The sequence below is a fragment of the Romboutsia sp. genome (genome assembly GCF_051659545.1).
Classification (GTDB): Bacteria; Bacillota; Clostridia; order Peptostreptococcales; family Peptostreptococcaceae; genus JBOFOR01.
Genome location: NZ_JBOFOR010000079.1, coordinates 1 through 15,619 on the forward strand (window position 1 = coordinate 1; position 15,619 = coordinate 15,619).

General features: G+C 30.2%; 13 protein-coding genes. 10 read left to right on the forward strand and 3 right to left on the reverse strand.

Annotated elements, in window-relative coordinates; translation table 11 throughout:
* Positions 1-12: 12 nt before the first annotated feature.
* Entirely contained in the window at positions 13-1,008 is a 996-nt protein-coding gene (locus tag ACRC03_RS04820) for an asparaginase (protein ID WP_438651427.1), read from the reverse strand.
* 814 nt (positions 1,009-1,822) lie between these two features.
* Between ACRC03_RS04820 and ACRC03_RS04825 the strand changes: the two genes are divergently transcribed.
* Both ACRC03_RS04825 and thiI read left to right on the forward strand, forming a co-directional pair.
* Positions 1,823-2,974 (forward strand): cysteine desulfurase family protein, encoded by a 1,152-nt coding sequence (locus ACRC03_RS04825; protein ID WP_438651428.1) that lies wholly within the window; start codon positions 1,823-1,825, stop codon positions 2,972-2,974.
* A 39-nt stretch (positions 2,975-3,013) separates the two neighbouring features.
* The gene (thiI, locus tag ACRC03_RS04830; RefSeq protein WP_438651429.1) at positions 3,014-4,186 is read left to right on the forward strand and encodes a tRNA uracil 4-sulfurtransferase ThiI; all 1,173 of its coding nucleotides are present in this window, start codon (positions 3,014-3,016) and stop codon (positions 4,184-4,186) included.
* A gap of 272 nt (positions 4,187-4,458) precedes the next feature.
* On the opposite strand, the gene pflA is transcribed toward thiI, so the two are convergent.
* Both pflA and pflB read right to left on the reverse strand, forming a co-directional pair.
* Positions 4,459-5,196, reverse strand: coding sequence for a pyruvate formate-lyase-activating protein (pflA, locus tag ACRC03_RS04835; protein ID WP_438651430.1), 738 nt, complete (start codon positions 5,194-5,196; stop codon positions 4,459-4,461).
* Positions 5,197-5,495: 299 nt separating this feature from the next.
* Positions 5,496-7,727 carry a formate C-acetyltransferase gene (gene pflB / locus ACRC03_RS04840; protein WP_438651431.1) on the reverse strand — a complete coding sequence of 744 codons (2,232 nt, stop codon included), beginning with the start codon at positions 7,725-7,727 and terminating at the stop codon, positions 5,496-5,498.
* Between the two features lie 603 nt (positions 7,728-8,330).
* On the opposite strand from pflB, the gene ACRC03_RS04845 reads away from it, so the two are divergent.
* The 8 genes from ACRC03_RS04845 to ACRC03_RS04880 form a co-directional block, all read left to right on the forward strand.
* Positions 8,331-9,998 carry a DEAD/DEAH box helicase gene (locus ACRC03_RS04845; RefSeq protein WP_438651432.1) on the forward strand — a complete coding sequence of 556 codons (1,668 nt, stop codon included), beginning with the start codon at positions 8,331-8,333 and terminating at the stop codon, positions 9,996-9,998.
* A gap of 130 nt (positions 9,999-10,128) precedes the next feature.
* Positions 10,129-12,102 (forward strand): molybdopterin-dependent oxidoreductase, encoded by a 1,974-nt coding sequence (locus ACRC03_RS04850; protein ID WP_438651433.1) that lies wholly within the window; start codon positions 10,129-10,131, stop codon positions 12,100-12,102.
* Between the two features lie 83 nt (positions 12,103-12,185).
* Entirely contained in the window at positions 12,186-12,521 is a 336-nt protein-coding gene (spoIIAA, locus tag ACRC03_RS04855; RefSeq protein WP_438651434.1) for an anti-sigma F factor antagonist, read from the forward strand.
* 12 nt (positions 12,522-12,533) lie between these two features.
* Positions 12,534-12,965: an anti-sigma F factor gene (spoIIAB, locus tag ACRC03_RS04860; RefSeq protein WP_438651435.1), complete on the forward strand. Its 432-nt coding sequence runs from the start codon at positions 12,534-12,536 to the stop codon at positions 12,963-12,965.
* A 27-nt stretch (positions 12,966-12,992) separates the two neighbouring features.
* Complete coding sequence (sigF, locus tag ACRC03_RS04865) at positions 12,993-13,757, forward strand: RNA polymerase sporulation sigma factor SigF (protein ID WP_438651436.1); 765 nt, start codon at positions 12,993-12,995, stop codon at positions 13,755-13,757.
* A 140-nt stretch (positions 13,758-13,897) separates the two neighbouring features.
* A complete protein-coding gene (gene spoVAC, locus ACRC03_RS04870) occupies positions 13,898-14,338 on the forward strand; it encodes a stage V sporulation protein AC (RefSeq protein ID WP_438651437.1) in 441 nt (146 codons plus the stop codon).
* 11 nt (positions 14,339-14,349) lie between these two features.
* Positions 14,350-15,366 (forward strand): stage V sporulation protein AD, encoded by a 1,017-nt coding sequence (gene spoVAD / locus ACRC03_RS04875; RefSeq protein ID WP_438651438.1) that lies wholly within the window; start codon positions 14,350-14,352, stop codon positions 15,364-15,366.
* Between the two features lie 5 nt (positions 15,367-15,371).
* Positions 15,372-15,619 (forward strand): SpoVA/SpoVAEb family sporulation membrane protein (locus tag ACRC03_RS04880; RefSeq protein WP_438651439.1); only part of this gene is annotated, 248 nt, incomplete at its 3' end.

The following is a 15,619-nucleotide window of genomic DNA, read 5'->3' on the forward strand; positions in this document are numbered from 1 at the left end:
CTCTTTTAATTTTTAATAATAAATTCCTTGTTCGAAGAAATCTCTGATTTCCTTTAAGTTATTAGTTTTACCTAAGGCTAACATTAACTTTATTCTAGCCTTTTGACCAGGTAAATCTCCACCAAATATACATCCAAGGTTTCTTAAATCTCTTCCAGAACCTAAGTATCCGTAGCTATCAAAAACTCTACCAGAATGACATCTAGAAACAACAACAACAGGAATATCTTTCTCTCTAGCATACTTAACACCTTCATACATATGAGGAGGTATGTTTCCTCTTCCCATAGCTTCGATAACAATACCTTTATAACCATTATCAGCAGCGAACTTTATAAAATCAGCATCCATTCCAACTCCAGACTTAAATAAAGCTACCATTGATTCTACATTATCAGTATCTATTATTGTTCTAGTTCCTTTATCTTTAGATAAGACTAATTCATTACAGTCTATTACTCCTAATGGTCCAGAGCCTAAGGCTTGGAAAGTATTTAAAGCTAAAGTATTTGTTTTAGTTGCCTCAGCAGCTAATAATACTTCATTGTTTAAAACTACAAGCACACCTTTATTAACTGCTTTATCTGATATAGCTGTACAAACAGCGGCAGACAAGTTACTTGGACCATCATATCCAAGTTCAGAGCTACTTCTCATAGCTCCAGTTACTATTATAGGTTTTATACTAGTTATAGTCAAATCTAGGAAATATGCAGTTTCTTCTAAACTATCTGTACCATGAGTAATTACTACGCCATGGATATCTTCTCTTAAAAGTAAAATGTTTACATAATCTTTTAGCTCCATCATTCTATCAGGTGTCATATGTGGTCCGGGGATTTCATCAAAGTTGAAAACTTCTACTTCAGCAACCTTATCAATATTAGTAACCATTGACATTATTTGTTCACCAGATAAAGTAGGAATAGCAGCCCCAATTTTTTCATCAACAGTCATAGATATAGTTCCACCAGTGAAAACTATAGCAACCTTTTTTTTGTTCATCATAATATCTCCTATCCTTATTAGAATATATTAAAAAGAAGTACACATGTATTTTTAATTATCAGCGTACTTAATTAATTTATATATATAAATTATATCAAAAAGTATGTAATTTTACTTTGTATAAATAAAATTTATTTTATTTAAATATAAATAGGCACAAAAAAAAGAGCTCGGGGAAGCTCTTTTTTTTGTGTTAATTTGACTTCCGTTGTCAATTTAACAATAATGGATATAAAGTCTATCCGTTCAAAAGGGGTATTGGGAATAGAGATTTTAATTAAGGTTATCAGGGGGATAACCATGTATTTATAATAACAAAATTCGACAAGATAATCAATAGTTTTTATTATTTTTTTTAAAAAAAATGTCATAAAAAAATAACCCACTTCTTTTTCCGATCAGAAGTAGGTCACTAATGAATAAAAATCATTCATTTAAAGGGGTATTGGGAATAGAGATTTTACTAAGGTTATCAGGGGGATAACCTTAAATAAATAATATCAAAATTCGACACAATAATCAACTATTTTTCTACAAAAATAATCAAAAAAATTATATAATATGTAAGAAAACTTATTAACTGAACATCAAATATTATTATTAACTGTTAAAAAATAGAACATTTAGTGATATAATAAAACGATATGAATAAAACTAATTTTGAGCAGATACGTATAGTTGTTTAAGTAAAGTGTCTTATCAATAAATCGCTTAAGTATAGCGTTTTTTTTTGGGAATTTGATAATTAACCTATTAAATTGGTAAAAATAAAAGAAATAAAAGTTTGTTATATAAATAGAAAGTTGGTGAGTATATGGAAATATATTTAGATAATAGTGCTACCACAAAACCATACCCAGAGGTTATAGAAAAAATGGTTTATGCTCTTAGTACGGATTATGGAAATCCATCTTCATTACATAGAAAAGGTATAGAAGTAGAAAAAAATATAAAAGCTATAAGACAAAGAATAGCAAGAACTTTAGGTGCAAAAGATAAGGAAATATATTTTACATCTGGAGGAACGGAATCCAATAATGCAATAATAAGAGGTGTAGCAGCCTTAAATAAAAAAAGAAAGAATCATATAATATCTACTAATATAGAACATCCATCTGTTTTAAATACTCTTAAAGATTTAGAAGAAGAAGGATATGAAGTTACATACTTAAAAGTAGATAAAAAGGGAAAAATAAACTTAGAGGAGTTTAAAGAAACTATAAGACCTACAACTTGCTTAGTTACAATAATGCATGTTAATAATGAAGTAGGATCTATACAACCTATACAAGAGATAGGTAAGTACCTTAAAACTTTAAATGATAAAGTGTACTTACATGTTGATGCAGTACAATCATACTCGAAGATTAACTTTAGACCGTCAAAATACAATATAGATTTTATGAGTGCTAGTGGACACAAATTCCATGGACCAAAGGGTGTAGGATTTATGTATGTTAAAGAAAATAACAGATTAAAGCCTATATTAACTGGAGGCGGTCAAGAAATAGGTGTAAGATCAGGAACAGAAAATACACCAGGTATATATGGTCTTGGAGAAGCTGTAAGCATAATAACTAAGGATTTAAATAGCACAATTGAAAAAATAACTAAACTAAAAAATTTACTTAAAGAAGAAATAGAAAAAAATATAGATGATATAAAAATAAACTCTACAGATGATGGGGTTTGTCACATATTAAATATTTCTTTCCAAGGAATAAAAGGAGAAGTTTTACTTCATTATCTAGAGCAAAAACAATTGTATATATCAACTGGTTCTGCTTGTTCAGCAAAGAAAAAGGGTAGCCATGTATTAAATGCAATGAGCCTCACTCCTGATGAAATAGAAGGAGCAATAAGATTTAGCTTATCAGACTTAAATACAGAAGAAGAGATATTAGAAGCTGTAAAGTTGGTAAAAGAATCTGTAAGTGACTTAAGAATGATAATGAAGAGAAGATAGACATTAAAGAACGACTATAAAAAATAAGAGGTGAGAAGGTTGTACAATATATTAATAGTTAAATACGGAGAAATCGGAGTAAAAGGAAAAAATAGATACATATTCGAAAATAAGCTTATAAAGAACGTAAAGAACATGCTAAAGCCACTAGGAAACTTTAACGTATACAAAGAATTCGGAAGAATATATGTAGACTTAGAAGATTACGATTATGAAGAAGTTATAGAAGAAGTAAGAAAAGTATTTGGTATAGTTGGAGTATGTCCAGCGGTAAGAGCTGAAAAAGACTACCAAAAATTAAAAGAATTAGCTTTAGATATGTTAGAAGAAAAGATAGAAGAGGGAGCTAAATCTTTTAAAGTTGAATCAAGAAGAGGAGACAAAAGCTTACCTTTAACTTCTCAAGAAATGAGTTTAGATATAGGTGGATACTTAGTATCTCAAGTTGAAGATAGAATAGCTGTTGATGTTAGAAACCCAGAAATAAAAATAAAATGTGAATATAGAGAAAATCATATTATGGTGTACAGTGATACTGTAAAAGGTTATGGTGGATTACCACTTGGAACTAATGGTAGAGCAATGTCTTTATTATCAGGAGGTATAGATAGCCCAGTTGCATCATGGATGGTTGCAAAAAGAGGTATGGAATTAGAGTGTATTCACTTCCACAGTTATCCTTTTACAAGTGAAAAGTCTCAAGAAAAAGTTAGAGATTTAACACAAATTTTAGCAAAATACTGTGGTAGAGTTAGACTACACAAAGTTAATATATTAGAAATACAAAAAGAAATAGGTTTAAAATGCAAAGAAGAAGAAACTACTATAATCTCAAGAAGATTTATGATGAGAATAGCAGAAATAGTTGCAGAAAAGAGATACTGTGAAGCTTTAGTAACAGGAGAAAGTATAGGACAAGTTGCATCTCAAACTATACAAGGGTTAACTTGTACAAATGCATCAGTAAGTATACCTGTGTTTAGACCACTTATAGCTATGGATAAAACTGAAATAGTAGAGATAGCTCAAAAGATAGGTACATTTGAAACATCAATATTACCAGAAGAAGACTGCTGTACAGTATTCTCACCTAAGAAACCTGTAACTAAGCCTAAGTTAGACAGAATAGAAATGTCTGAAAGGAAGTTAGATGTTGAGAAATTAATACAAGATGCAATAGATAACATAGAAGTAGAAGATATTGAATTCTAAAGCTGTAGCAATAATAGAGATTTAGATGTTATATATAGACCGCGACGAAGATGATTGTATAAGCCTTCCTTCCAGCAGGCAAAATTCGCCGAAGGCTCATGTCGCCGACAGGTCGCTCAAAGCTGCAATGTCGGTGCAGCTTACCCCCCCCGTCCCTTGCGGGCTAGATATAAATTACAAACTTCAATTTAGCCAATGTATTTATAAACAATATTAACACTATAAATCAAAAGAATAGGAGCTAATGCTCCTATTCTTTATACGATAAGTATTTATTTTTTATTAAAAACTGTAGCACCGAATTTTTCTACGATTTCAGCAGCTTTATTAACATCTTCTTGTGTAGCATCAGGTACATCTTTTAATTGGTAGTCTATACCCATGCTTTCCCATTTATGAACACCCATAGTATGGTAAGGAAGTATTTCGAATCTATCAACATTATTAAGACTACCAACAAATTCACCTAATGCTTCTAAGTTTTCTTTAGTATCAGTAACACCAGGAACAAGTACATGTCTTATCCAAACTGGTATATTTCTTTCGTCTAAATGTTTAGCTACTTTTAAAGTTTTAGCTATTCCAACTCCAGTTAAATCTTTACATGGATCTTCAAGCATATGTTTTAAATCAAGTAAAACAAGATCTGTATTATCTAATATCGGGTCTAAAACATCTATACTTACAAAACCAGATGTATCTAAGCAAGTATGAATTCCGTTTTTCTTTGCTTTAGAGAATAATTCAGTTATGAACTCAGGTTGTAATGTAGCTTCTCCACCAGAAACTGTTATACCACCACCAGAGAACTTCATGTAAGATGTATACTTTAAAGCATCTGTTATTATTTCATCTGTAGTGTACTCTTTACCGCCTTTAGTATCCCAAGTATCTCTATTATGACAATACTTACATCTTAATGCACATCCTTGTAAAAATAATATATATCTAATTCCAGGACCATCTACTGTCCCAAATGTTTCTATTGAATGAACTCTTCCTTTTATCATTGTATTCACCTCAAAGTTGATTTAAATTTATTCATAAAATATACTGTATACAAAACTAATGTATGTATATTATATTACCTTTTTTAATCAAAGTCTATAAATGTATTGTAATTAATATCTTATATATAATTGTACCCTAAAATACTAACATAAAACATTTAATAAGAACCTTGCAAAACTATAAAGATAGATTTGCAAAGTATAAAAAGAGAGTGTAGATTGATGAGATCTACACTCCAAAAAATATTATATACTTTGATTGTTTGATTAATAAGTTTACATTTATACTAAGTTATAAATTAGCACATTTTTCCGTGGAATGTTCTGTTTATAACGTCCATTTGTTGTTCTTTAGTTAACTTGATGAAGTTTACAGCATATCCTGAAACTCTTATAGTTAACTGTGGGTACTCTTCTGGATGTTCCATAGCATCTTCTAAAGTAGCTCTATCAAATACGTTAACGTTTAAGTGATGACCTTTATCTCCGAAGTATCCATCCATCATTGCTGATAAGTTATTTACTCTTTCAGTCATATCTTTTCCTAAAGCACCTGGTACTATAGAGAATGTGTTAGATATACCATCTTCAGCATGTTCGTATGGTAATTTAGCAACAGAAGCTAATGAAGCTAAAGCTCCGCTATTATCTCTTCCGTGCATTGGGTTAGCACCTGGAGCAAATGGAGCACCAGCTCTTCTACCATCAGGAGTATTACCTGTTTTCTTACCATAAACAACGTTTGAAGTTATTGTTAATATAGATTGAGTGTGGTAAGAATCTCTGTAAGTCTTGTTTTTTCTTATTTTATTCATGAAGCTTTCTGTTAAGTATATAGCTATATCATCAACTCTATCATCGTTGTTTCCGTACATTGGGTACTCACCTTCGATTTCGAAGTCAACAGCTATTCCTTGTTCGTTTCTTATAGTTTTAACTTTAGCATGCTTTATAGCAGATAATGAGTCAGCGCATACTGATAAACCAGCTATACCACAAGCCATAGTTCTAAATACATCTCTATCATGTAAAGCCATTTCTAATGCTTCATAAGAATACTTATCATGCATGAAGTGGATTACGTTTAATGTATTTACATATAAGTTTGCTAACCAATCAGTGAATGGTTCGAATTTAGCCATTACTTCGTCATAATCTAAGTATTCTGAAGTTATTGGTTCAAATCTTGGTCCAACTTGAGCTAATGATTTTTCATCAACCCCACCGTTTATAGCATATAATAAAGTCTTAGCTATGTTTACTCTAGCTCCGAAGAATTGCATTTGCTTACCTATCTTCATTGCAGATACACAACAAGCTATTCCGTAGTCATCTCCCCAGTAAGGTCTCATTAAATCATCGTTCTCATATTGAACAGAACTTGTATCTATTGATACTTTTGAACAGTAATTTTTAAATCCTTGTGGTAATTTACTAGACCATAATACTGTTAAGTTTGGCTCTGGTGATGCTCCAAGAGTATAAAGAGTGTTTAAAACTCTGAATGAGTTCTTAGTTACTAATGTTCTACCATCAACACCCATACCAGCTATTGATTCAGTTACCCAAGTTGGGTCACCAGAGAATAAATCATTATATTCTGGAGTTCTTAAGAATTTAACCATTCTTAACTTCATAACGAAGTGGTCCATTATTTCTTGGATTTCTTCTTCAGTTATAGTTCCAGCAGCTAAATCTCTTTCGAAATATATATCTAAGAAAGTAGAAGTTCTACCTAATGACATTGCAGCTCCGTTTTGATCTTTTATAGCTCCTAAGTATCCGAAGTATAACCATTGAACAGCTTCTTTAGAGTTAGTAGCTGGATTAGATATATCAAATCCGTAAGTAACAGCCATCTTCTTTAATTCTTGTAAAGCTTTTATTTGATCAGATATTTCTTCTCTTAATCTTATAACTGCTTCATCCATAGTAGAAACATCTAAGCTGTCTTTTTGAACGTTTTTATCAGCTATTAATCTATCAACACCGTATAAAGCAACTCTTCTATAATCTCCGATTATTCTACCTCTACCATAAGCATCAGGTAATCCAGTTACTATACCAGATTTTCTAACAGCTCTCATTTCAGCAGTATAAGCATCGAATACACCTTGATTATGAGTTTTTCTATATTTAGTGAATATTTCACTTATTTCAGGGTCACATTCGTATCCGTAAGCCTTACAAGAGTTTTCAACCATTTTTACACCACCAAATGGCATAACAGCTCTTTTTAATGGAGCATCAGTTTGGAATCCAACAACTGTTTCTAATTCTTTATCTAAGTATCCAGGAGCATAAGCATTTATTAGAGATACTGTTTTAGTATCAACATCTAATGTTCCGCCATTTTCTCTTTCCTTTTTGAAAAGCTCCATAGCTTTATCCCATAATTTTTTAGTGTTTTCAGTAGCTCCAGCTAAGAAAGAGTCATTTCCTTCATATGGAGTGTAGTTTCCTTGGATGAACCCTCTAACATCTATTTCTTTAGTCCATCTACCTTCTTTAAATCCTTGCCATGCATTCATGTGAATAGCCTCCTTAAGTTAGGTTAAATTTATAAAAATAAATTTGATTTTGTAATATATAATTAAATCTAGCTAGATAATTTTTAAACAACATCATAGTATCATAAAAAAAGTATTTTGTATACAAAATTTAAATATAAAAAAATATGTCTAATAATGTTGTTTGATTATACTATTTATGTACCCCTGAAAAATTCAAGTTAAACATAAAAATAAAAAATTTAAAATAAAATATGTAAAATTAAGTATGATTTGATTTGTAGTAAATAAAATATAAAAATTATATATAATGAATAAAACATAAGCTTAAATGAAATACTATGTTTGATAATAGTATTTTTTTGTACTAAATATAATAAATCAAAGTATAGATGGGTATATATATTAAATAGAAACAATCTATCCATATATGAATATAATGGAATACAAATTAAGCTTAAAGGACAAAATATTAGTTGAATATTATATAAAAATAATATATAATTAATAGATTAAGAAAAATTAATAACGGAAATTAAAGCATAAAGTATCAATTGCATATTATATAAAATTAATATATAATTAATAGGCTAAGATAAATTGATAACGGAGAGGAAATAATATATGAATATAGTGAAATTTGAAGATTTACCAATAAGTGAGGAGATAAAAAGAGCCGTAATAGAAATGGGCTTTGAAGAACCATCACCTATACAAGCACAATCTATACCTGTAATTTTATCAGGGAAAGATGTAATAGGACAAGCGCAAACAGGAACGGGGAAAACAGCAGCATTTAGTATACCAATATTAGAAATGGTTAATCAAGATGATAAGTCTTTACAAGCAGTAGTGCTTTGTCCAACTAGAGAGCTTGCAATACAAGTATCAGCAGAAATAAGAAAAATAGGTAAGTATATGCACGGGATAAAAACTTTACCTGTATACGGTGGACAACCAATAGATAGACAAATAAAATCATTAAAGAGTGGAGTTCAAGTTATAATAGGTACTCCAGGACGTGTTATAGACCATATAAATCGTAAAACAATAAAAATGGATAACGTAAAAATGGTTATATTAGATGAAGCAGATGAAATGTTAGACATGGGATTCAGAGAAGATATAGAGATGATATTAAGCAAGACTCCAGAAGAAAGACAAACTACATTCTTCTCAGCTACAATGGCTAAGGGGATACTAGATTTAACTAGAAAATATCAAAACAATCCAGAGCATATAAAAGTTGTTAGACAAGAGCTTACAGTTCCTAACATAAAGCAATACTATATAGAAACTAGATCAGCTAATAAATTAGAAGTATTATGTAGATTAGTAGACGTATACAATCCTAAATTATCAGTTGTATTCACTAACACTAAAAGAGGTGCAGATGAACTAGTTGGCGATTTACAAGCTAGAGGATACTTTGCAGATGCATTACACGGAGATTTAAAACAAACTCAAAGAGATATAGTAATGGATAAGTTTAGAAGTGGAACAATAGATATACTTGTAGCTACAGATGTTGCAGCTAGAGGAATAGATGTTGATGATGTTGAAGCTGTATTCAACTATGATTTACCACAAGATGAAGAGTACTATGTACACAGAATCGGTAGAACAGGTAGAGCTGGTAGAAATGGAATGTCATTCTCATTTGTATTCGGTAAAGACATGAGAAAAATGAGAGATATAGAAAGATACACTAAGACAAAATTAAATAAGCATGAGATACCTTCAGTAGCTGACGTTGAAGAAAAGAAAGTTGGAGCATTCTTCGATGAAGTTAAAACTGTAATAGAAGCAGGTCATTTAACTAAGCAATTACAATGGTTAGAAAGCTTCTGTGAAACATCTGAAGCTGATTATGGAGTAGTAGATATAGCTGCTGCATTATTAAAGTTAGCTTTAGGTAATGAAGACAAACAAGAAATAATTGACGAACCATCAAGAGAAAATAGAAACCGTAGAGATGGTAGAGATGGTAGAGATAGTAGAGATAGTAGAGACAGAGGTCCTAGAGGTTCTGATTCAACTGCAGAAGGTATGGTAAGATTATTTATAAATGTTGGTAGAAATCAAAGAGTTCAAGCTAAAGATGTACTAGGTGCTATAGCTGGAGAAGCTGGAATATCTGGTAAATTAATAGGAACAATAGATATATATGACAAGTATACTTTCGTTGAAGTACCTAAGCAAAATGCTAAGGAAGTATTAGAAAATATGAAAGATATAAAGATAAAAGGAAATAAAATAAACATAGAAAAAGCAAATAGAAGAAAAAAATAGACAAAGAATAGATAATAAGGGTATGATTAATTAATCATACCCTTATTTTTGTGTTTAATAATGATAGAATTTTAAATAATAGAAGTTTTGTTGGCAAAATTAATTTTAGAATAAGAGAGAGGTGAAAAATATGAAAAAGTTAAGTCATGGTTGTACATTAGATTGTTTTGATTGTTGCAAATTCAACGTATATGTAGACAATAATAAAGTAGTCAAAATAGAAGGGGATAAAGAACATCCATATACTAAAGGATTTATATGTAATAAGGGGAGAGAACATTTAAAAAGATTAAATCATAAAGAAAGAATTTACTCACCTATGTTAAAGGTGAATGGAGAATGGAAGGTAATTACTTTTGAAGAGGCAATAAATGTAATAGCTGAAAAATTGAAATTTTATAGAAAAATATATACTTCAAAGAGTATTCTTTATTATACACAATATGGAAGTGGTTCTGTACTAAAGGATATAGGAGATATATTCTTTAATTTTTATGGTGGAGTAAGTAGAACTAAGGGTGGGCCATGTTGGAGTGCGGGAATGAAGGCTCAAAAATACGATTTTGGAAGACAAAAAAGTCATTCACTAGAAGATATGTTAAACAGTAAAAACATATTTGTATGGGGAAAAAATCCAGCATATACAACAATACATACTATGCAAATGATAAAGGAAGCAAAGAAAAAGGGAATAAAAATAATAGTAATTGATCCTATAGAAACTGCAACTGCAAAAATTGCAGATATTTATATAAGAATAAAACCAGGTACAGATAGTGCCCTAGCTATGGCAATGACAAAAATAATAATAGATGAGAAATTTTATGATGAAGACTATATTAAATCTTATGTAGTAGGATTTGAGCAATATAGAGAGTATATAGAAGGTTTAACTCTAGAAGAGTTGATAACAGAATGCCAAATAAGTGAAGAACAAATCAGAGAATTAGTAAGATTATATACAGAAAAATACTCAACTATATATTTGGGATATGGAATGCAAAAATATAAAAATGGAGGAAATACAATACGAGCAATAGATGCGCTAGGTGCTATTACAGGTCAAATTGGATTTAGCGGTGGTGGAGTAAATTATGCAAATAAAGTATACCCAGGAGTTATAAATACAGATCCTTACAATAGTGAAAATTATAGTAATAATAAAGAATTTTATGTTAGTGATATAAGCAATTTTATAAATAACTCTTTTGAAGATGAAAAGCAAATACCTATAAAAATGGCAGTAATTACAAAAAGTAATTTATTAAATCAACTTCCAAACTTAATAGAATTAGAAAAGTCACTTTCTAACATAGAGTTTAAAGTATGTTTTGATATGTTTATGACAGATACAGCAAATGCTTGTGATTTATTTATTCCATGTACTAATACCTTAGAAAGTGAAGATTTACTTTATAGCTCTATGTCTAATCCATATATAATTTATAATGAAAAAGCTATAGAGCCTAAACATAAATTAATGGATGAATACTATTTCTTTATGGAATTAGCACAAAAGCTAAATATGAAAGAATATCCTAATGTACCTAAAGAAGAATATTTAAACAAAGTAATAGAACCTTTAAAGGTTTATGATAAAGAGATTAGTTTAGAGAAAATTAAAAATACATATTTTACAATACATGAACCGATACCGTGGAAAGACAAGAAATTCAATACGCCAACTGGAAAATTTGAATTATATTCAGACATAGCTAAAGAAGATGGATTAAGTCCGATGCCTATTTATATAGAAAGTAAAAAAGAAAAAAAATTTAGACTTTTAACTAATCATCATAGAGAAAGTTTAGCAAGTCAAAAATTTATTGATAAAAAAGGCAGATCTAAGGCATACATTAATGAAAAAATGGCAATAAACATAAATATAGAAAATAATGAGGTTGTAAGCCTACGATCAAAAGACATAGATATACAAGTAGAAATAAATATAGATAATAGTATCAGCGACAATGTAGTTATGATGTACGCTGGATGGTGGAAAGAACATGGGAATCCAAATTACCTTATAGTATCAGATATATCCGATATGGGTGGACAAATAACTTATAATGAAACCTTTGTAGACATAATGAAACAAAACTAGTTAAATTTCATCGAAGGAATAACAAGATTAGTATAGAATTCATAAAAGGTTAATAGTTTTGTATATGTTAAGGAGGGGGACTAATGATTAAATACTCTTTAGAACAAAAGAATTTAATTATAGAGTTTAGAGTACCAGAGTTAGATCATCACATATCTAATGAAGTTAGAGAAGAAATTGATAATATATTAATCTCTAAAGCTATTAAAAATATAATATTTGACTTTAAAAATATTATATTTATGGATTCATCAGGTATAGGTGTGATTATAGGTAGATACAAAAAAATTTCCAGTGACGGTGGAAAAGTATCGGTAGTAAATGTAAATGCTAGAGTAAAAAAAATCTTTGACTTATCAGGCATGAATAAAATAATTGGCGTTTATGATACACGTGAAGAAGCCATAAGTTCTTTGTAAGGGGGAGATATTATGAGTAATATTATGGAAGTAAAAATTTCTGCCAAATCTGAAAATGAAAGCTTAGCAAGGGTTATAGTGGCATCCTTTGCAGCAAAACTAGATCCAACACTAGATGAGCTTGCAGATATAAAAACTGCAGTATCAGAAGCAGTGACAAATTGTATTATACATGGATACGATGAAGACGAATCAAAATTTGTATATATAAGATGTGAAATCAAAGATAAAGATACTATAAAAGTTGTAGTAGAAGATAGAGGAAAAGGAATAGAAGATGTATCAATGGCTATGCAACCACTTTATACATCAAAGCCAGAACTTGAAAGATCAGGAATGGGATTTACTGTGATGGAGAGCTTCATGGATGGTGTAGAGGTAAGTTCTATAAGAGATGAAGGGACTAAAATTGTAATGACTAAAAAAATCAACTTACCTGAATAAAGTCCAAAAAAGAATAGAGGTTTTATAATGGGGATAACTGCAACAAAACCAGAAAAGAGAGTATTACTTAGCCATACAGAAACATTAGCACTTATAGATAGAGCTCAACAAGGTGACGAAGAGGCTAAAGAAATTTTAATAGCGAATAACTTAGGATTAGTCAGAAGTGTTGTGTCAAAATTTTTAAATATAGGATATGATAGAGACGATTTATTTCAATTAGGTTCTATAGGTTTAATGAAGGCAATTTATAAATTTGACCCAAGTTTTAACGTTAAATTCTCAACATATGCAGTACCTATGATTTTAGGTGAAATAAAAAGGTATTTAAGAGATGATGGTATGGTAAAAGTATCAAGATCTTTAAAACAAATAGCAATAAAAGCAAAAACACAAAGTGAAATCTTAACTAAAAAATTAGGCAGAGAACCTACCATAGATGAAATAGCAAAAGAGATAGAGGTAGAAAAAGAAGATTTAGTAATGGCAATGGAATCTAATTTTTCTGTAGAATACTTACATAGTGTAATTCATGAAGAAGAAGGTTCTCCAATCTGTCTTATTGATAAAATAAGCTTAAAAGGAGAAAGTCAAGAAGAAAAGGTAATAGACAATTTACTTCTAAAAGAAGTTCTAGGTAAATTAGAAAAAAGAGAGCGTCAAATAATAATGCTTAGATACTTTGAAGATAAAACTCAAAGTGAAATAGGAGAACTACTCAATATATCTCAGGTACAAGTTTCTAGAATAGAAAAGAAAGTACTATCCAAACTAAAATCATATATAAGTTAAAATAATAAAGAATAAACTTCTATTTTAATGGATACTCCATTAAAATAGAGGTTTATTTTTTTTTGTAATACAAATAATAAAAATAATAGAAAAAATATATATGGAATATTTTTACTATATATACTTAAGGAGGCTGAGAGGTGGATAAGGATTATAAGAATTATGTAGATAAAATAAGTCCTAAACCAAAATACTTTAAAAATTATACAATGGCATTTTTAGTAGGAGGGCTTATAAGTGTTATTGGTCAGATTATAAATGATTTATATACTAATTTGGGAAATTTAGATAAAATAGGTGCAGCAACTGCAACATCTATAACCTTAATTTTCATAGGAGCGTTTCTTACAGGTCTAGGTGTATATGACATTATAGGAAAAAGGGCAGGTGCAGGTTCAATAGTACCTATAACTGGATTTGCAAACTCAATAGTATCTCCAGCAATGGAGTATAAAAGAGAAGGATATGTATTAGGGGTAGGAGCTAATTTATTTAAGATAGCGGGTCCAGTATTAGTATATGGAATAGGATCCTCTATACTATGTGGATTTATATATTATATTTTTACTCTTGTAAAATAAGGAGAGATAGTATGAGTAGCAAAAGAATAGGAAGTAGAACCGTAAGGTTAGAAAATAAACCAACCATAATTTCAGCAGCAGCAGTAGTGGGACCAAAAGAAGGAGAAGGACCTCTAAAAGAATATTTTGATATAATTATAGATAATGATTTATATGGAGAGAAATCTTGGGAATTTGCAGAAAGTAAAATGGTTGAAACTGCAATGAGAAAAGCTGTAGACAAATGTGGCAAAAAATTAGAAGATGTAAACTATTTAATTGGTGGAGATTTAATAAATCAACTATTACCTTCATCCTTTGCTGCAAGAGAACTTAGTATACCTTTCTTTGGAATATACGGAGCTTGCTCTACTATGGCAGAAGGAATGTGCTTGAGTTCTATGCTTATAGATGGAGGTTTTGCAGATTTGATTTTATCAGGAACATCTAGTCATTATTGTACAGCAGAAAGACAATTTAGATATCCTCTAGAATTAGGGAATCAAAAACCTATGACAGCTCAATGGACAGTAACAGGAGCAGGAAGTGTACTAATAGCCCCAAATGCTAAAGGACCACGAATAAAATATATAACAGTAGGTAAAGTAATAGACAAAGGAATAAGTGATGGCAATAATATGGGAGCAGCAATGGCACCAGCAGCTATAGATACTATATATGCTTATTTTAATGATACCAAAGATGATCCCAATAGCTTTGATCTAATTGCAACAGGTGATTTAGGTAAACTAGGAAAACAAATAACTGAAGATTTTTTAAATAAAAAAGGGATTGATATTTCTGACGTATACACTGATTGTGGAGTAGAAATTTTTGATTTAGAAGCTCAAGATGTTCATTGTGGAGGAAGTGGATGTGGATGTTCAGCAAGTGTATTTGCTGGATATATTTATAAAAAACTACTTAAAAAAGAGTTTAATAAGGTAATGTTAGTATCAACAGGAGCATTATTATCCCCTACAAGTACTTTACAAAAACAAACTATACCTTGTGTAGCTCATGCCATAGTTATAGTTAATGAGGAGTGATTGAAATGTTAGTAGACTATCTAAAAGTGTTTTTAGTAGGCGGAGTGATTTGTTTGATTGCTCAAGTGTTAATGGATTATTTTAAGATGCAAACTCCTTATGTATTAGTTTCATATGTAACAGCAGGAGTAATTTTAACATTTTTAGGAGTATATGAGCCTATAGTAAAGTTTGGAGGTTCTGGAGCGACAGTACCTATAATAGGTTTTGGATATTCTTTAGCAAATGGAGCAAAAGCAGGAATTGCAGAAGA